The organism is Pseudomonas sp. GW821-FHT02H09 (assembly GCF_059421425.1).
The window spans coordinates 102458-120793 of sequence record NZ_JBWKVA010000008.1 but is presented as its reverse complement, the minus strand read 5'-3'; the positions used below and the strand labels follow the sequence as shown (position 1 = coordinate 120793).

Genomic DNA, 18336 nt, shown 5'->3' with positions numbered 1-18336 from the left:
CTCGGGACGCAGAGCGTCCGGGGCTGCATTCCCACGCAGGGCGTGGGAATGATCGGAGGTCTCTTTTTGGAGATTTGTGTCTCTTTATTGAGACTCGGCAATTCCCAACGCCACCATCTTCTTGTACAGCGTAGAGCGCCCCAGCCCCAGGCGCGCTGCTGCTTCAATCACTTTCCCAGCGCATTGCGCGAGGGTGGTTTCAATCAACTGCCGGTCAAACCGTTCCCGCGCCGCGCTGAAGGTTTCATGGGGGACGGGTTCCAGCGCAAGAGAAGCAACACGCTCCACTGGACTGAAGGTGCCGATCGCCGCCCGGATATCCGCCGCATTGAGCATCAGGTCATCGCTGAGCAACGCCGCGTGTTCCAGTACATTGCGCAATTCGCGGATATTGCCCGGCCAGGCATGCTGGCCGAGCAGCGCCAAGGCTTCACTGTCGAGCTCATGCTGGCTGCGCAGTTCTTCCAGGATCGCTTCGCTCAGCGCTGGCAAATCGTCGAGCCGTTCACGCAACGGCGGTACCTGAATTGGCAAGACGTTGAGGCGGTAATACAAATCGGCGCGAAACTCGCCGCGTTTGATCGCGGCCTGAAGGTCGGTCGAGGTCGCGGCAATCACCCGCACATCGCTCTGGATCATTTCGTTGGACCCAACCGGTTCGAACTCTTTTTCCTGCAACACCCGCAGTAACTTGCTTTGCAGCGGCAGCGGCATGTCGCCGATCTCGTCGAGAAACAAGGTGCCGCCCTGGGCGATCTGCAATTTGCCGGTGCGCCCCTTGCGATCCGCGCCGGTGAAGGCGCCGGGTGCGGTGCCGAAAAACTCGGCTTCCAGCAGCGCTTCCGGGATCGCTGCGCTGTTGATGCTGACAAAGGCTTTGTGCGCCCGCGGGGACGCGCCGTGAATGGCCTGGGCCAGCAGCTCCTTGCCGGTTCCGGTTTCACCCAGAAGCAACACCGGCGAATCGGCGCTTGCACTGCGCCGGGCGCGACGTTTGACTTCCAGGCTGGCGGCGCTGGTGCCGATAAAGTGCGCAAAGTTGTATTTGGACTGCCGCGCCCGCAGCAGCGAACGGGTCGAGGCCAGCTCCTGCTGCATGCTCATGTAGCGTTTGAGCATTGGCGACAGGCTGCGCAGTTCATCGAACAAGGCAAAACCGATGGCACCGATGACGGTGCCGGCATCGTCATGGATGGGCAGGCGCATCACCACCAGCGGTTCTTTTGGAGTGTCTTGCATGTCCAGCAGGATCGGCCGGCCAGTACGCACCACTTCGCGCAACAGGCTGCCGGGGATTACGCTTTCGCAGGGCCTGCCGATGGCCACCTCGGCGGACTCAAGGCCAAAACGTCGGGCGTAGCGTTCGTTCATCCAGACGATGTTGGCATCGCGGTCAACGATCACCGTGCCTTCGCTGGACTGTTCGATGATCTCGAACAACGAGCGGATCGCCAACAGGCGAACGCGCTGGTAATCCTTGAGGCTGTCGGTGTCGTTCATGGGCGGTCTCAATGGAAGTCAGCGCTTAAACGCTATTTCTTTTTGGCACTGGCCTCGGCCGCAAGACATTCGAGGGCGAACTGCTCGGTATAGGTCATATGGATCGGGCTGGTTTCGCCTTTGACGGTTCGCGAACCATCAAGGATGTAGCGAATGCGCTTGTCGGTGACGCCGATGCGTTTTGCGATCCAGCTGGGTGTTTGCCCGATGCGCGTGATCAGCTTGTCGGCATAGTCGGTGGAGGGGTTATAGAACTCTGCGTTAGGGGTCATGGGACGTCCAGATAAGAAATTAGGCTGCGATGCGCTCAAGGTTACAGGGTCGGCGGCAGATGCGGGAGCGCGGCGGCCAGGAGTTCTTTGGTATAGGGATGCTGCGGCGCATCGAATACGTCATGACTGGCACCGCTTTCCACCACTTTGCCGTCCTTGATCACGATCATGTCGTGGGCCAGAGCGCGTATCACCGCCAGGTCGTGGCTGATGAACAGGTAGGTCAGGCCATGTTTTTCCTGAAGCTGACGGAGCAGGGCGACCACTTGTTTCTGCACCGTGCGGTCCAGCGCCGAGGTCGGTTCGTCCAGCAGAATCAATGCCGGCTTGAGCACCAGCGCACGGGCGATGGCGATGCGTTGGCGCTGGCCACCGGAAAACTCGTGGGGGTAGCGATGGCGGCTTTGCGGATCGAGGCCGACTTCTTCGAGCACCCGAATGACCTGGGCTTCGCATTCGGCCGGGGTCGACTGGCTGTGAACTTCCAGACCTTCGCTGATGATCTGGGCCACTGACATCCGTGGGCTGAGGCTGCCGAACGGATCCTGAAACACCACTTGCATCTGTTTGCGCCAGGGCCGCAGTTGTTTTTGTGTCAGGCCATCGAGCGCTTGCCCCTGAAAGCGGATGCTGCCTTTGGAGTCGAGCAGCCTGAGGATCGCCTGGCCGAGAGTGGACTTGCCGGAGCCGGACTCACCGACGATGCCCAGGGTCTTGCCGCGCTGCAGGCTAAGGCTGATGCCATCGACCGCGCGCAGCCAGGTCTTGCGCTGAAACAGCCCGCCGCCCAACGGGAATACCACGCTGAGATCATCGACCTGCAACACTGCTTCACGCTCGTCCCGAGGCAGGGCTTCGCCTTCCGGCTCGGCATTGAGCAAGAGGCAGCTATAGGGGTGTTTGGGCTGGGTGAACAGCGTCTCGGAGTCCGCCTGTTCGACGATTTCTCCAGCGCGCATCACGCAGACCCGTTGAGCAATGCTGCGCACCAGATTGAGGTCGTGGCTGATCAACAGCAATGACATGCCGAGACGTTTTTGCAGGGACTTGAGCAGCAGCAGTATTTTGCGCTGCACCGTCACATCCAGCGCGGTGGTCGGTTCATCGGCGATCAGCAGTTCCGGTTCGCAGGCCAGGGCCATGGCGATCATCACCCGTTGCCGCTGGCCGCCGGAGAGCTGATGCGGGTAGGCCTTGAGCCGCTCCAGGGGTTTGTGAATGCCCACCAGTTCCAGCAATTCGATGATGCGTCGTTGTGCGGCGTTGCCACCCAGGCCTTTGTGCACCAGCAGGGTTTCGCCGATCTGCTTTTCGATGCTGTGCAGCGGGTTGAGGGAGGTCATCGGTTCCTGAAAAATCATCGCAATGCGATTGCCGCGAAGCTGTCGCAGTGTGCTGGAATCTGCACCCAACAGTTCCTGGCCGCGATAGCGAATGCTGCCCGATGTTTGCGCGTCGCTTTCGGGCAGCAGTTGCAGGATCGAGTGAGCGGTCACCGATTTGCCTGAGCCTGATTCACCCACCAGCGCCAGGCATTCTCCGGGGCGGATATCCAGGCACAGATCGCGCACCACGGTCTGGCCGCTGAAGGCGACGCTGAGGTCGCGGATTTCGATCAGGTTGTCATTCATATCAACGGTCCGTTTCATTATCGCGGATCAAGATCGAGGATCAAAGGCGTCACGCAGCGCTTCGCCGATAAACACCAGTAAAGAAAGAATCAGGGCCAGGGTGAAAAACGCCGTCAGGCCGAGCCACGGTGCTTGCAGGTTTTGTTTGCCCTGACCGATCAGTTCGCCCAGCGAGGCGCTGCCGGCAGGCATGCCGAAGCCCAGGAAGTCCAGTGCGGTGAGGGTGGAAATCGCCCCGGTGAGGATGAATGGCAAGTAGCTCAACGTGGCGTTCATGGCGTTGGGCAGGATATGCCGCACGATGACCTTGCGGTCGCTCAAGCCTAGGGCGCGGGCGGCTTTGACGTATTCCAGGTTACGCCCGCGAAGGAACTCGGCACGCACCACGTCTACCAGCGCCAACCAGGAAAACAGCGCCATGATCCCCAGCAACCACCAGAAATTCGGCTCGACAAAGCCCGACAGGATGATCAGCAAATACAGTACCGGCAGCCCCGACCAGACTTCCAGCAGTCGCTGACCGATCAGGTCGACCCAGCCACCGTAGTAGCCCTGCAAGGCGCCGGCGGCGATGCCGATCAGTGCGCTGATAAAGGTCAGCGCCAACGCAAACAGAATCGACACCCGAGCACCAAAAATCACCCGGGCCAACACATCGCGGGCCTGATCATCGGTACCGAGCCAGTTCACTTTCGTCGGCGGGCTGGGAGCTGGCTGGTTGAGGTCGTAGTTGGGCGTGTCGTCACTGAACGGGATCGGCGGGAACAGCAGCCAGCCGCCATCCTTGCGAATCAGTTGTTGCACGTAATCGCTGCGGTAATCGGCCTGGAACGGCAGCTGACCACCAAACTCCTGCTCGGTGTAGCGCTTGAATACCGGGAAATACAGCGAGCCCTGGTAACTGAGCATCAGCGGTTTGTCATTGGCGATCAGTTCACCGCCCAGTGTCAGGATGAACAGGCCGATAAACAGCCACAGCGACCACCAGCCACGGCGGTTTTTCTTGAAACGTTCGAAGCGTCGACGGCTCAATGGCGAGATCATCAGGCATTCCTCGCGGCAAAGTCGATACGCGGGTCCACCAGGGTGTAACAGAGGTCACCGACGAGTTTTATCAGCAGGCCGAACAGGGTGAAGATGAATAGCGAGCCGAACACCACCGGATAATCCCGCGAGACGGCTGCTTCGTAACTCATGCGGCCAAGGCCGTCGAGGGAGAAGATCACTTCGATCAACAAGGAACCGGCGAAAAACACACTGATGAACGCCTGAGGAATCCCCGAGACCACCAGCAGCATCGCATTGCGGAACACATGGCCGTAGAGCACCCGGCGTTCGCTCAGCCCTTTGGCGCGGGCGGTGACCACGTACTGACGGGTGATTTCATTGAGGAACGAGTTTTTGGTGAGGATGGTCAGCGTGGCGAAGCCGCCGATCACCAGAGCCGTGACGGGCAGCACCAGGTGCCAGAAGTAGTCAGCGATTTTGCCGATGGTCGATAGCTGTTCAAAGTTCTCCGAAACCAGGCCGCGCACGGGGAACCAGTTCAACGAGGTGCCGCCGGCGAACACTACGATCAGAAACATCGCGAACAGAAACGCCGGCATGGCATAGCCGAGAATGATCGCGGTGCTGCTCCAGATATCGAAGTGGCTGCCGTGATGGACCGCTTTACGAATCCCCAGCGGGATCGACACCAGATAGGTGATAAGCGTCGCCCAGAGCCCGAGGGAAATGGTCACCGGCATCTTGTCCAGAATCAGATCGGTGACCGTGGAGCCGCGAAAGAAGCTCTTGCCGAAGTCCAGCCGGGCATAGCTCTTGAGCATCAGCCACAGGCGTTCCGGTGCCGGTTTGTCGAAGCCGTATTGTTTTTCGATGTCCTTGATCAGCTGCGGGTCGAGGCCGCGGCTGGCTCGCGAGCCGCGGGCCGTAGTATCGCTGGACGCGCCGATGCCACCGCCGCCGATGCCTTGCAGTTTGGCGATGGCCTGTTCCACCGGGCCGCCGGGCGCCGCCTGGACGATGACGAAGTTGACCAGCAGAATCATCACCAGTGTCGGGATGACCAGCAGCAGGCGCCGCAGTACGTAAGCAAGCATCAATGCGGTCCTCCGGGTTTGCCACGGCTGATGCGCTCGGCGGCCATCTGCTCGTTGGTCAGCGGTACAGGACTCATCTCCCACCAGCTCTCGATGGCTTCGTCATTGCTGGCTTGCACGGCCGGAATGCCGAAGCGGTTCCACCACACGGTGGCGGAGCCCGGTGGGTAGTAGTTGGGAATCCAGTAGTAGTTCCACTGCAGGACGCGGTCCAGTGCATGGGCATAACGCAGCATCTCTGGCTGAGTAGTGGCTTTGACCAGTCCGGTAATCAGCGTGTCGACCGCCGGATCCTTCAGGACCATGTAGTTATTGGAGCCGGCGTCATTGGCCGAGGCCGAGCCGAAGTAGTTATACAGTTCCATGCCCGGCGAGGTGGTGACCGGATAGCCGGTGACGATCATGTCGTAGTCGCGGGCCATCAAACGGTTGACGTATTGCGAGGAGTCGATGCGCCGAATGTTCATGGTGATGCCGATTTGCGCCAGGGTGCGCTTATAGGGCAACAGCAGACGCTCGAAGCCGCCCTGGCCGTTAAGGAAGGTGAAGCTCAGAGATTCCCCCGCAGCATTGACCAGTTGGTCGCCGTCCGGCTTCCAGCCAGCCTGCTCGAGCAAAGCCAGCGCCTGCAGTTGTTTATCGCGGATCACGCCGCTGCCGTCGGTCTTCGGCGCTTCGAATACCTGGGTGAAAACCTCATCGGGAATCTGCCCGCGCAGCGGTTCGAGAATCGCCAGTTCGCCGGCATCGGGCAGTGCTCGAGCAGCCAGTGAGGTGTTGGAAAAGAAGCTCTGCTGGCGGACATAAAGATCGCGCATCAGTTGCCGGTTGCTCCACTCGAAGTCCCAAAGCATGGCCAGCGCCTGCCGCACCCGGCGGTCCTGGAACATCGGGTTTTGCAGGTTGAACACAAAGCCTTGGGCCGACTGTGGTGCGTCTTTGGCCAGATGTGCTTTTTGCAGGCGCCCGTCGCTCAGGGCAGGGCTGTCGTAACCGATGGAGAAGGCGGTGGCAGAGAACTCTCGGTTGTAATCGTAAGCGCCGCCACGCAGTACCTGGCGAGCGACGTCGGTGTCGCCGAAGTACTCGATGCTGAAATGATCGAAGTTATAGAGTCCGCGGCTGACGGGTAAGTCTTTACCCCACCAGTCGGCGTTGCGGGCAAAGGTGATGCTGCGCCCGGAATCGATCTTGCTGACGCGATACGGGCCGCTGCCCAACGGTGCCTCATAGCCACCGCCATTGGCGAAGTCGCGAGTCTTCCACCAATGCTCGGGAAGCACCGGCAAGGTCGCCACGTCCAGGGGCAGGGTGTGGTTCTCATTGCTTTTGAAGTCGAAACGGACCGTGCTTGGTGACTCCACTTCGACGCCTTTGACGTCGGCGAACTGGGTGCGATAGCGCAGGCTGCCCTGGGTCATCAGCAAGTCGTAGGTGTAGCGCACATCGTCGGCGGTAATCGGTGTGCCGTCGGCGAAGCGGGCTTTGGGGTTCAGATAAAAGCGCAGCGACAAACCGTCGTCGGCCCGTTCCATCTTTTGCGCTACCAGACCGTACACCGTGTAGGGTTCGTCCAGCGAGCGCTGGGCCAGCGGCGAGTAGATCAAACCATCGAGTTGCGACACGCCGATGCCCTTGTCGATATAGGGCAGCACATGATCGAAGCGGCCGATCTCGATCGCCGAGCGACGCATGCTGCCGCCCTTGGGGGCTTGTGGGTTGGCATAGGCAAAGTGACTGAAGCCGGCGGGGTATCTGGCTGGCTCGCCATAGACCGTCAACGCATGTTGCGGTGCGGCATTCGCAGCCGTGGCGCCCAGCAGCAGGGCCAGCGCGGTGAACATCAATGAGGGGAAAACCAGTCGCATTGTCAGCCTTAAGAGCCGGGTGAACGATGAGTACAATTTGTACGCTACCGGCGTATCGCTCGCCAACCACAATCACGTAACTCAAACGCAACGGCCCACCAAAAGGCGGGCCGTTGTTTAAACAAAATCGCGGATTGATCAGTCCTGACGGCTGGTCACTTCCAGCAGGTGAAAACCGAACTGGGTTTTCACCGGGCCTTGCACAGTGTTGACCGGTGCGCTGAAGACCACGGTGTCGAATTCCTTGACCATCTGGCCTGGACCGAAGGAACCCAGGTTGCCGCCATCACGGCTGGACGGGCAGGTGGAGTTGGCTTTGGCGATTTCAGCGAAGTCAGCGCCGCCTTCGATTTGAGCTTTCAGTTCGTTGCACTTGGCTTCGGTGGCAACCAGGATGTGGCGGGCAGTGGCTTTGGCCATGGGGAAATACTCCATTCAACTTGCAATAAAGTGCTGAGCCTACCGGATTCCGCGGGCTATTTCTCGCCAAAGTTCGGTGACCGGACGTGCTGTCAGTGCGCCATCTCTGAGCCGGGCGGCTGGACGTGAGCATCAGGGCATTATAAGCCAAGGTTTCTCAGGCGTTCGGCGTGTTCGACATAGAGGTCAACCGGATCGACACCTTTGCGCACCAGGCCGGCCGTCTGATGGATGGTGTCCATATGGTCCAGTGGGTAATCTGAGCGGATTACCGTGCCCAGGTGCGAGCTGTAGCGGCCGACCAGACCGTCGTTTTCCTCAGCCTCAGTGGTGAAGTACCCGGAAAAAGCCCGGCATATGCTGTGCAGCGGATCGAGCAGGTTGGGCCCTTCGTCGACCAGGCTGCCTTTGAGGATGCCGCTCCAGGAGAAATAGCGCACACCATTGACCAATTCCTTGCCTGTGCCGCCCCAGGTGTTGGGCAGGCCTTGCGGGTACTTGTCGTTGAACGCGCCGACGCTCTCGGTGGTCAGCGCATTGAGCGCTGCCACAGCGTTTTGCGCAAGCGGTGGGTTGCCGCCGAGCAGTGACACAAACTCGGCAAAAAGATGGGCCACCGCGCCCGCCACATGCTCCGGCAAACGATCAGGGATCAATGCCTTGCGTAGGTAATCGGCGATTTCTGAACCATGATTCGGCCCGCTGACGGAGGTGACCGACGCCACCTTTTTCGGCTGTATCGCGGCGGCATAACGGGCGGCCAACGCGCCTTGGCTATGACCGATAAGATTGACTTTGGCGGCGCCTGTTCCAGCCAGCACCCGATCGATCTGCGCCAGTAGTTGTTCGCCGCGAAGCTCGTTGCTATGGGTGGCGGACAGATAGGGGATAAATACCCGGGCTCCGGCGTGTCTCAGGGCTTGCTTGATGCCATGAAAAATGTCGATGTTGGCAATGCTCTCAAAGCCGAAAAGTCCGTGGACCAGGAGGATTGGGTATTGAGTCGTCGCATTCCGTTGCATGTTGATTCCTTATCTTCAGTGAGTGAGGTGTTACTGATTTGTCTCCTCACTCTAGTGCAGGCGGCTGGACCGAATGTGTAGGGCATGTCCGTTGAGCGCTGAAGATCATAGAGTAAAAGTTGTGGGGGTGATTCGGACGTCAGGATCTGACATTCACGCTTCGTTGGTAGTCAGCGCTCATGATCGAGGAACATCGGGCAAGGCGAAGAGCGACGGGGTCTGATGGGATTTCAGGCCCCGGGCCTGGGTCGTAACAGGCAGCAGCGGTCTTTGTTTCAAATGCTCGCTTGGCGGGTCCTTTCGGATGAGCGCAACCGCCGGGCTGCCTGGCGTAACAGTTGCTCCGTTGCATCCCAGCCAAGGCAACCGTCGGTCACTGAAACCCCATAACGCAAAGACTGGCTCAATGGCTGGCAGCCTTCGAACAGGTGGCTTTCAAGCATCATGCCGATCAGGGAATGGTCACCTTGCAAGCGTTGCTCAAGCACGTCAGCGAAAACCGCCGGCTGACGCAAGGGGTCTTTAGCGCTGTTGGCGTGGCTGCAATCGACCATGATCCGCGTCGGGATGGCCAGTTTTTTCAGATCTGCGTGCACATGGCTGATGCTCTGAGGATCGTAGTTCGGTCCGCGATGGCCGCCGCGCAGCACCAGGTGAGTGTCCGGGTTTCCCGGTGTCTGAATGATCGCCGGGTGCCCCTGGCTGTCGACACCAAAGTGACGATGGGGATGAGCCGCCGAACGCATGGCATCGCAGGCAATGGCGACGCCTCCATCGGTACCGTTCTTGAAGCCGACCGGCATGCTCAGGCCACTGGCCATTTCACGGTGGATCTGCGACTCGGTGGTGCGCGCACCGATGGCGACCCAACTCAGCAAGTCATCGAAGTAGCCAGCGGCCATCGGCTGCAGCAATTCGGTCGCGATCGGCAATCCCAGGCGCAGCATTTCGCGCATCAACTCGCGAGACAAGCTCAGGCCGCCTGCCATGTCATCGCTGCCATCCAGGTGTGGGTCGTAGGCCAGGCCTTTCCAACCGACCGTGGTGCGGGGTTTTTCGACATAGGCGCGCATTACCAGCAGCATTTCATCGCTGACGTCGGCAGCCAGGCTGGCGAGATTACTGGCGTATTCGAGTGCCGACTGCGGGTCATGGATAGAGCAGGGGCCGACGATGACCAACAGACGGGAGTCTTCACCGTTGAGGATCGCGCGTACCGCTTGACGATGATTGGCGACTTGCTGGATCAGGGGCGTGTTGAGCGGCAATTGATGCTTGAGCTCCAATGAATTGGGCAGGCGCAGAGTCAGCGCTTCATTGGCAGAGGTCAAGGTGGACAGCGGCAGAGCAGAGACGGACGAGTTCATATTCGGGCTTCCTGGGCTGGCGGCGGGTTCGTTCCCGCACGCTCGGCCCTATAGGGGTGTTCGACAATTGGCCGGATTGGCTACGTGTGTGTGCTTGCCACCTGTGGGTGACCGATCGGAGGCGGCAGGCTGTCCCGAGCGGAGGCTGGTAAATCGCCAGGCGGTGAAGGTGTCGTAGCGGTAATAGGTGGCGTAGTTCATGTCGTGATTCCTCTATGCGTTTTTGGTGACGCTAAAAATGTGTGGGGGCCTGAAAAAACAAAACCCCCGGTCGGGAAGCCGACCGGGGGTTGAGAACTCTCAAGTGGCGACCCGTGGTAGTGGGCGCCGTGTGGGTATCAGGCGCGCCAGTGGCTAAACCAATACCCAAAATAAAAGCTGACCGGTGCACAGCCGTTGCTCACCCGGGCAGCCGCAACCGAGCGCAGGGCGCTGGCGGTATGACGAAGCTGTGAGAGGGTATGCAACATGATGTGTCTCCGATGAATGCACCGAGCTTACTAGAGGCGGGTGCAGGGGTTCAATCAGAAAATTCTATTAGGGGAGTGGGGTGGTTTCTATGGCTTAAGTGGCGTGATGCTTTGTGACACACTCATTGCTCTTTCCAAAAAACTGTCAGCAAGGACGGAACATGACGACATTGACCATCGCCGCCGCCCAATCGATCTCCATTGCCGGTGATCTTCAAGCCAACATCGCCCGCCATATGCGCTTCATCGAAATCGCAGCCGAACACGGCGTGCAGCTGTTGGTGTTTCCCGAGTTGTCGCTGACCGGCTACGAACGCGGCCTGGCCGCTGAACTGGCGGTGCTGCCGGACGACGCGGTTCTGCAACCGCTGCGCGACTTTGCCCGGGAGCTTGGTGTGACCACGGTCGTCGGTATGCCGATTCGGCTGTCAGCCGGCTCTGAAGTGTTGATCGGCGCCTTGGTCCTGGCCGCCGATGGCTCACTTGGGGTTTACAGCAAACAGCATCTGCACCCGGGAGAGGAGGTGGCGTTTGCCCCGGGTTCGGGTGGGTCGATGTTGACGGTCGGTAACGATAAGGTCTCTCTGGCGGTCTGTGCAGACTTTTCCCACGCCAGTCATGCGCAGCAGGCTGCGGATTCAGATGCAGACCTCTACGCAGCCAGCGTATTGATCACGGAAAACGGTTATGCCCCTGATACAGCCCTGTTGCAAGGCTACGCTGCCAGGCACTCGATGACTGTGTTGATGGCCAACCATGGCGGTGCGACTGGTGGCTGGGGTTCGGCAGGGCGTAGCGCCATCTGGGCGCCGAACGGCGAACTGATTGTCGCAGCATCAGGTACCGGCGATGTGCTGGTGGTTGCTCGCCGAGACGCCAATGGATGGATGGGTCAGGTTGTGGCTGCATCGGATGTCTAAGGGGTAAATGTGGACTTTGAATTACGTTCTGCCTCATCAGCAGACCTGCGTTTTGCTCGGAAACTGACCTGCGAAACGATGCTTCGCTATTACATTCGGCACGATCTACGGTGGCAGGACGAAGCGTTTGATGTGGCGTGGGCCGGGAGAGAGAACTGGCTGATTTGCCGAGGCGAGTCGGTGCTGGGTTTTCTCAGCCTGAGTCGCGACGCGAAGGCGTTGTACATTCGTGAGTTGCATGTGATCGAGGCCGAGCGCTGCAAGGGTGCTGGAAGCTGGGCGCTCGAGCGGGTGTTCTCGATGGCGCGCGAAGAGCGGCGGTCTTCGCTGCGCCTTACGGTCTTCAAGGAGAATCCTGCGCAGGCACTTTATCAGCGGATGGGGCTGGTCGTTGTGGGTGAGGACGATTGCTTTCTACGGATGGAGCGAATGTGCTCCGCCGCGCCATAGCAGCTTGATGTCGTGGGGTATCCAGTTTGTGTGGGATGAGCTGTTGTAACGCTCTAGACGGCATCATTGAGTAAATCGAATGCCGTCGCCAATTAAGTGCATACTGATCTTTCAGGTCTGCTCCTGACTCTGCTGCCCGGTGTCCGTCAGGATGACACCGTCTTTCATGCCCAGCAGTACCGCCACCTTGTGGGCCTCTCCACGCCGTCCTTTCTTGCGCCCGGCGAGCACTTGATAAGTGGTGGCCGGATCAACTCCATGCTCGCGAGCAAATTGTTGAACGGATTTACCTTGATGTTCCAGCCAAGCCTTGGCTTGTGCGGCGGTGCGGATACCGGGCATAGTTCAAAACCGTTCAAATGTGTTCGATAAGCAATGAGTGTGGCACCCCTAGGGGTGTACAAAATGGGATCATACATCCAAATGAGTGGAATCGGTTCGCGGTTGAGACAGGAAAGAGAACGGCTTGGGTTGTCGCAGAAAGTTTTTGGCGAAATCGGAGGCGTTGAAGCTAACGCGCAAGGCAAATACGAAAATGGCGGACGCGCGCCCAAGGCAGATTATTTGTCTCGAGTGGCCGAGAAGGGCGTGGATATCCTGTACGTGTTGACGGGAAATCCGACCCCGACGCTGATCGAGAATCTCAGCATGATGGAAGAGAAGGTACTGGGTAGCTATCGGGTGCTCTTCAAGGAAGATCAGGACGCGATTCGCAGATTGACGACGACGTTGGCAGAGTATTCCGTTGCCAGCAGTGCGAAAAGTAAACCAGGGTCATATGAGTCCTGATCAACCAAGGTAAGTTGTATGCGCCTGTCGTTCGGCAGGCGCTCATAGCGTATTGATACTCTTTATATGACGCTTGCAGCTAGGTCTGTCCGCCGGTTTTTTGCTAAGGTGTCCGGCAACCAATAAGACCATATCGCGAGGTGTCTGCTTGATTAGGGTGCTAGTGGTCGATGACCATGATCTCGTTCGTACAGGCATTACACGGATGCTGGCTGACATCGATGGGCTGCAAGTAGTCGGCCAGGCCGAGTCAGGGGAGGAATCCCTGCTCAAGGCGCGGGAGTTGAAGCCTGATGTGGTACTGATGGATGTCAAGATGCCCGGGATCGGTGGTCTTGAAGCCACGCGCAAGATGCTGCGCAGTCATCCGGATATCAAAGTCGTCGCCGTCACGGTGTGTGAAGAGGATCCGTTCCCCACACGACTGTTGCAGGCGGGGGCTGCAGGTTATCTGACCAAGGGGGCTGCCCTGGCGGAAATGGTTCAGGCGATTCGCCAGGTGTTCGCCGGGCAACGCTACATCAGTCCGCAAATTGCGCAGCAACTGGCGATCAAGTCTTTCCAGCCAACCAGTGATACACCGTTCGATGCACTTTCAGAGCGGGAAATCCAGATCGCGTTAATGATCGTTGGCTGTCAGAAAGTTCAGATCATTTCCGACAAGTTGTGCCTGTCTCCGAAAACCGTGAATACCTACCGTTACCGCATTTTCGAGAAGCTCTCGATCAGCAGCGATGTCGAATTGACGCTGTTGGCGGTCCGCCACGGCATGGTTGATGCCAGCCTCTGACAATGACAGACCTGTTTGATCCAAGTGCCTTTCTATCTACCTGTAGTGGGCACCCCGGTGTGTATCGCATGTTCGACAGCGATGCGCGCCTGCTCTATGTCGGTAAAGCCAAAAACCTGAAAAAACGCCTGGCGAGTTATTTTCGCAAGACCGGCCTGGCGCCTAAAACTGCCGCTCTGGTAGGGCGCATCGCTCAGATCGAAACAACGATCACCTCTAATGAAACCGAAGCACTGCTGCTTGAACAGACGCTGATCAAAGAGTGGCGGCCGCCCTACAACATTTTGTTGCGAGACGATAAGTCCTATCCATACGTTTTTCTTTCGGATGGTGATTTCCCGCGTTTGAGCATCCATCGTGGTGCCAAAAAGCAGAAAGGCAAATACTTCGGCCCGTACCCGAGCGCAGGCGCTATCCGTGAGAGCCTGAGCCTGCTGCAGAAAGCGTTTCTGGTTCGTCAGTGTGAAGACAGTTTTTACAAAAACCGTACACGACCGTGCCTGCAATACCAGATCAAGCGGTGCAAGGCGCCGTGTGTCGGTCTGGTCGAACCTGAAGTTTATGCCGAAGACGTACGCCATTCGGTCATGTTCCTCGAAGGCCGCAGCAATGCCCTGACTGACGAATTGTCTGGCGGTATGGAGGCGGCGGCGAGCACGCTCGACTTTGAGCGCGCCGCTGAACTGCGTGACCAGATTTCCCTGCTGCGACGGGTCCAGGATCAGCAGAGCATGGAAGGCGGGACCGGTGATGTGGACGTGGTTGCCGCGTTCGTCAATCCGGGAGGCGCGTGCGTTCACCTGATCAGTGTGCGTGGCGGGCGGGTTCTCGGCAGCAAGAACTTCTTTCCGCAAGTCGGTATTGAAGAGGAGGTGTCCGAGGTCATGGCCGCTTTCCTCGGCCAGTACTACATCAGCAGCCCTGAACGGGACTTGCCGAGCGAGTTGATTGTCAACGTCGTCCATGAAGACTTCCCGGCCTTGATTGCGGCCATCGAAGAGCTGCGCGGTCGCGAGCTGACCATCAGTCATCGGGTTCGTGGTACGCGGGCACGCTGGCAGCAACTGGCCGTGACTAACGCCGAACAGGCATTGAGCGCCCGTTTGGCCAACCGCCAACATGTTGCTGCGCGGTTCGAGGCGCTGGCTGAAGTACTGAGTCTGGACGAGCCACCGCAGCGTCTGGAGTGCTATGACATCAGTCACTCCAGTGGCGAGGCTACGGTGGCCTCCTGCGTAGTCTTTGGCCCTGAAGGCCCGCTCAAATCCGACTATCGTCGCTACAACATCGAAGGCGTGACGCCGGGTGATGACTACGCGGCGATGCATCAGGCGCTGACTCGGCGTTTCAGCAAGCTAAAGGACGGCGAGGGCAAGCTGCCGGATATTCTTCTGGTGGACGGCGGTAAAGGCCAGTTGTCCATGGCTCGAGACGTACTCAATGAGCTGGCCGTGCCTGATCTGATTTTGCTGGGTGTCGCCAAAGGGGCGACGCGCAAGGCCGGTTTCGAGACGCTTTACCTCAATGACGCCGCTCATGAGTTCACCTTGCGTGGCGACTCTCCAGCACTGCATTTGATTCAGCAGATACGTGATGAGGCTCACCGTTTTGCTATTACCGGGCACCGCGCGCGGCGAGGCAAAACCCGTCGTACGTCAACGCTTGAGGGGGTCGCAGGCGTTGGGCCGAAACGTCGGCGCGAGCTTCTGAAACATTTTGGTGGATTGCAGGAGCTGTCTCGTGCAAGCATCGAAGAGATCGCCAAAGCACCGGGGATCAGTAAAAAGCTCGCTGAGTTGATTTATGCAAACCTGCACAGCGAGTAGAATGCCAACTCACCTCGTAGCCAGTTGTGCCGATGAATATCCCTAATCTGATCACCGTCTTACGCGTCCTGCTCATTCCGATTTTCATTTTGCTGTTTTATTTGCCTTACCAGTGGAGCTACATGGCGGCCAGTTCAGTCTTCGCGTTCGCCGCGGCAACGGACTGGCTGGATGGGTATCTGGCTCGTCGTCTGGAGCAAAGCACGCCGTTCGGGGCATTTCTCGATCCGGTGGCTGACAAACTGATGGTGGCAGTGGCTTTGGTGCTGCTGGTGCAAGAACATGCCAACTTGTGGCTCACGTTACCGGCAGCGGTGATCATCGGTCGTGAAATCGTAGTCTCTGCCTTGCGAGAGTGGATGGCGGAGATCGGGGCTCGCGCGCATGTTGCCGTATCGAACATGGGCAAATGGAAAACCGCCGCGCAGATGCTGGCGCTGGTTATCTTGCTGGCCAACCCCTCGGATTTCAGCTTCTGGGTCCTGGTGGGCTATGCGCTGCTGCTGATTGCTGCAGGGCTGACGTTGTGGTCCATGCTGCAATACTTGCGCGCCGCCTGGCCGCACCTCAAGACCACTTCGGAAAAGAAATAAAACTTTTTTGAATCAAGGGGTTGACGGGGCATCTGGATCGTATAGAATGCGCCACACCAAGACGCGGGAATAGCTCAGTTGGTAGAGCACGACCTTGCCAAGGTCGGGGTCGCGAGTTCGAGTCTCGTTTCCCGCTCCAAATATTGCGCTGCAGAGTTCCACTGAATTCTGTAAGTGATTGAAATCAGGACCTTCGGGTCCTTTTTTCGTTCCGGCGGGAACCACTGAAATCCAGCACTATCCAGTGCGTTTAAGTCCCGATTTAAGTCCCGATGGGAATCTTGAATTTGGATGAGTACTGAATCGGTTTGTTGCTGGAGTAGCTTGGATAGCGAGATGAGCATCTGGCCCTGACTCTGTTCAGGAGCTCGCTATGGCACTCTCGGATATGACCGTTCGGCACGCCCGAATCACCGGTAATGACTACACGTTAGGCGACACGGATGGGCTTGCGCTCAATGTGACAGCCCAGGGCGGAAAAATCTGGCGCTTCAGGTACTACTGGGCGGGTACGCAGAAGCGTATGTCTCTGGGTAGTTATCCGCAAATCGGCCTCAAAGAAGCCCGCGCGCGGCGTGATGAGGCGCGTGCCTTGGTTGCCCAAGGCATCAACCCCTATGAGCACCGTAAACAGCAGCGTCGCGCTGTTCGTTTTGCGGCAGAGCATACCTTCGAGGCAGTGTTCAATCAGTGGGTCGAGTTTCGCAGACTGAGCCTGAAGGAAGGCCGCCAGAGCACACTCTCGCAAATCTTAAGAATCTTCAATAAAGACATCCTGCCATCGCTTGGTGGGCGGTCCGTCTACGATATCAATCGTCACGATCTGCTGGATTTGCTGAGCAGGATCGAACAGCGCAAGGCATTAACGACAGCCGAAAAATGTCGGACTTGGTTCAACCAATTGTTCCGATATGCGCTGGTGAAGGTCGAGGGGCTGGAACACAATCCTGCTTCAGACCTCGATGTTGTCGCACTCCCCAAGCCCCCGGTTGCACACAATCCGTTTTTACGCATGGACGAACTGTCGGCATTGCTCGCTGCGCTTCGTGGGCACCGTGGAACAAACCAAACACGGCTTGGTCTTCGACTACTGTTGCTGACCGGTGTCCGCACAGGCGAATTGCGCTTGGCGACACCCGATCAGTTCGATCTGGAGCAGCGGTTATGGATCATACCGGCGGAGGTGGTGAAGCAACTCCAGGTGGCGATGCGTAAGCCAGGGAGGCAGGTCCAAAATATACCGCCCTATATTGTGCCGTTGTCTGTTCAGGCGCTTGAAATAGTGCGTCACTTGCTGGACCAGGCTCTCCCTGCACAACGTTATTTGTTCGCGCATCGAAGCGACCTGACCAAGCGCATTAGCGAGAACACTCTTAATGGCGCGTTGCGCCGAATGGGCTATGCCGACCAACTGACCGGTCATGGTATGAGGGCCACGATCTCGACGGCGCTGAACGAGATCGGATATCCGAAGGTATGGGTAGATGCTCAGCTTTCTCATGCAGATCCAGACAAGGTGAGTGCGGCCTACAATCACGCGGAATACGTCGAGCAGCGCCGGACAATGATGCAGGACTGGGCGAATCGTCTGGATCTTTGGGGGCAGGGCCATCTGAAAGCGGCAAGCTCTCCGCTCACTATTCGTTTGGAGGGGGCTGCTTCGCTACCCTTACTCGAAAACGCGAACGCAAATACCGTTCTGTTCAGCAGCAACTTTCCATCGGCGACCGCCCCAGCGACAGTGCTGGTCAGTAGCGAGCAGGCCCCCATTGGGCCCAACCAATCGCCTGTCGTGCCCGCTCCAGCGCGGACTGGAAAACCTCACAAATCTCACGTGTCTGACATCCAGCGTGAACGGGCCGAAATGCTGGCCACGTTTGAGGCTTCGAGTAACTTGCCGCTGCTGGCCTTCGCCAGACTGGCAGGTAAATCCCGCGATCAGATCAATCGCGATATCAAGGCTCGGCGCCTTCTGTCCCTCAGCTTGGGGAATCGCGGTCAACGCATTCCCGATTGGCAACTCGATCCGTTACGGCACAAGCTGGTTCTAACCGTGTTAAAGCGTTTTCCCGATGTTGATGCGTGGAGGCTTTATCGGACGCTCTGTGAGCCTCATGAGCGACTAAAAGGTCGTTCGCCTATTGATGTGCTCACCCCAGATAACTTCAATGAAACCATACGGATAGCGTGGCGGGCACTTGGCTTGAATTGAAGTACTGTCATCGATAGGTGGCAAGGAGTGCTGTCGCCAGCAGAGGCTGTGTACGGCGAGTTCTACTGCCTGGTTTACGACGGTTCCCTGTAAGCGGTTGTCGG

At 58.3% G+C, this 18336-nt stretch carries 17 protein-coding genes and 1 tRNA gene; 8 read left to right on the top strand and 10 right to left on the bottom strand.

All coding sequences use genetic code 11. The annotated features are described in order from the left end of the window. Window positions 1-84 precede the first annotated feature (84 nt). From AC07VR_RS12880 to AC07VR_RS12840, 9 genes are all read right to left on the bottom strand, one after another. Entirely contained in the window at window positions 85-1500 is a 1416-nt protein-coding gene (locus AC07VR_RS12880; RefSeq protein WP_495011445.1) for a sigma-54 interaction domain-containing protein, read from the bottom strand. A 32-nt stretch (window positions 1501-1532) separates the two neighbouring features. Next, window positions 1533-1772 (bottom strand): hypothetical protein, encoded by a 240-nt coding sequence (locus AC07VR_RS12875; protein WP_494993233.1) that lies wholly within the window; start codon window positions 1770-1772, stop codon window positions 1533-1535. A gap of 41 nt (window positions 1773-1813) precedes the next feature. After that, entirely contained in the window at window positions 1814-3403 is a 1590-nt protein-coding gene (locus AC07VR_RS12870; protein ID WP_494993232.1) for an ABC transporter ATP-binding protein, read from the bottom strand. A 27-nt stretch (window positions 3404-3430) separates the two neighbouring features. Then, window positions 3431-4447, bottom strand: a complete 1017-nt coding sequence (locus tag AC07VR_RS12865) for an ABC transporter permease (RefSeq protein WP_494993231.1) — start codon at window positions 4445-4447, stop codon at window positions 3431-3433. Then, window positions 4447-5505: a microcin C ABC transporter permease YejB gene (locus AC07VR_RS12860; protein WP_494993230.1), complete on the bottom strand. Its 1059-nt coding sequence runs from the start codon at window positions 5503-5505 to the stop codon at window positions 4447-4449. The genes AC07VR_RS12865 and AC07VR_RS12860 overlap by 1 nt, the downstream gene beginning before the upstream one ends. Further along, window positions 5505-7373 (bottom strand): extracellular solute-binding protein, encoded by a 1869-nt coding sequence (locus AC07VR_RS12855; RefSeq protein ID WP_495011444.1) that lies wholly within the window; start codon window positions 7371-7373, stop codon window positions 5505-5507. Before AC07VR_RS12855 ends, AC07VR_RS12860 begins: the two co-directional genes overlap by 1 nt. A gap of 138 nt (window positions 7374-7511) precedes the next feature. Beyond that, window positions 7512-7793: a peptidylprolyl isomerase gene (locus AC07VR_RS12850; protein WP_494993228.1), complete on the bottom strand. Its 282-nt coding sequence runs from the start codon at window positions 7791-7793 to the stop codon at window positions 7512-7514. A gap of 140 nt (window positions 7794-7933) precedes the next feature. Then, window positions 7934-8815 (bottom strand): esterase/lipase family protein, encoded by an 882-nt coding sequence (locus tag AC07VR_RS12845; protein ID WP_495011443.1) that lies wholly within the window; start codon window positions 8813-8815, stop codon window positions 7934-7936. Between the two features lie 275 nt (window positions 8816-9090). Next, window positions 9091-10182 (bottom strand): 3-deoxy-7-phosphoheptulonate synthase, encoded by a 1092-nt coding sequence (locus AC07VR_RS12840; protein WP_495011442.1) that lies wholly within the window; start codon window positions 10180-10182, stop codon window positions 9091-9093. A gap of 631 nt (window positions 10183-10813) precedes the next feature. On the opposite strand from AC07VR_RS12840, the gene AC07VR_RS12835 reads away from it, so the two are divergent. Further along, a complete protein-coding gene (locus tag AC07VR_RS12835; protein ID WP_494993225.1) occupies window positions 10814-11572 on the top strand; it encodes a carbon-nitrogen hydrolase family protein in 759 nt (252 codons plus the stop codon). Window positions 11573-11581: 9 nt separating this feature from the next. Further along, window positions 11582-12022: a GNAT family N-acetyltransferase gene (locus AC07VR_RS12830; protein ID WP_495011441.1), complete on the top strand. Its 441-nt coding sequence runs from the start codon at window positions 11582-11584 to the stop codon at window positions 12020-12022. 111 nt (window positions 12023-12133) lie between these two features. Here AC07VR_RS12830 and AC07VR_RS12825 read toward each other — a convergent pair whose 3' ends face one another. After that, the gene (locus AC07VR_RS12825; RefSeq protein WP_495011440.1) at window positions 12134-12364 is read right to left on the bottom strand and encodes a DNA-binding protein; all 231 of its coding nucleotides are present in this window, start codon (window positions 12362-12364) and stop codon (window positions 12134-12136) included. Between the two features lie 81 nt (window positions 12365-12445). Here AC07VR_RS12825 and AC07VR_RS12820 point away from each other — a divergent pair, with 81 nt between their 5' ends. From AC07VR_RS12820 to AC07VR_RS12795, 6 genes are all read left to right on the top strand, one after another. Next, window positions 12446-12811 carry a helix-turn-helix domain-containing protein gene (locus tag AC07VR_RS12820; RefSeq protein ID WP_494993223.1) on the top strand — a complete coding sequence of 122 codons (366 nt, stop codon included), beginning with the start codon at window positions 12446-12448 and terminating at the stop codon, window positions 12809-12811. A 148-nt stretch (window positions 12812-12959) separates the two neighbouring features. Beyond that, entirely contained in the window at window positions 12960-13601 is a 642-nt protein-coding gene (gene gacA / locus AC07VR_RS12815; protein ID WP_494993222.1) for a response regulator transcription factor GacA, read from the top strand. A gap of 2 nt (window positions 13602-13603) precedes the next feature. Then, window positions 13604-15427 carry an excinuclease ABC subunit UvrC gene (uvrC, locus tag AC07VR_RS12810; RefSeq protein WP_494993221.1) on the top strand — a complete coding sequence of 608 codons (1824 nt, stop codon included), beginning with the start codon at window positions 13604-13606 and terminating at the stop codon, window positions 15425-15427. Between the two features lie 32 nt (window positions 15428-15459). Further along, on the top strand, window positions 15460-16020 hold the full coding sequence (pgsA, locus tag AC07VR_RS12805; RefSeq protein ID WP_494993220.1) for a CDP-diacylglycerol--glycerol-3-phosphate 3-phosphatidyltransferase: 561 nt from the start codon (window positions 15460-15462) through the stop codon (window positions 16018-16020). A gap of 63 nt (window positions 16021-16083) precedes the next feature. Then, window positions 16084-16159 (top strand) — tRNA-Gly (locus AC07VR_RS12800). 234 nt (window positions 16160-16393) lie between these two features. Then, window positions 16394-18232, top strand: a complete 1839-nt coding sequence (locus AC07VR_RS12795; protein ID WP_495011439.1) for a tyrosine-type recombinase/integrase — start codon at window positions 16394-16396, stop codon at window positions 18230-18232. The last annotated feature ends 104 nt before the right edge of the window (window positions 18233-18336 follow it).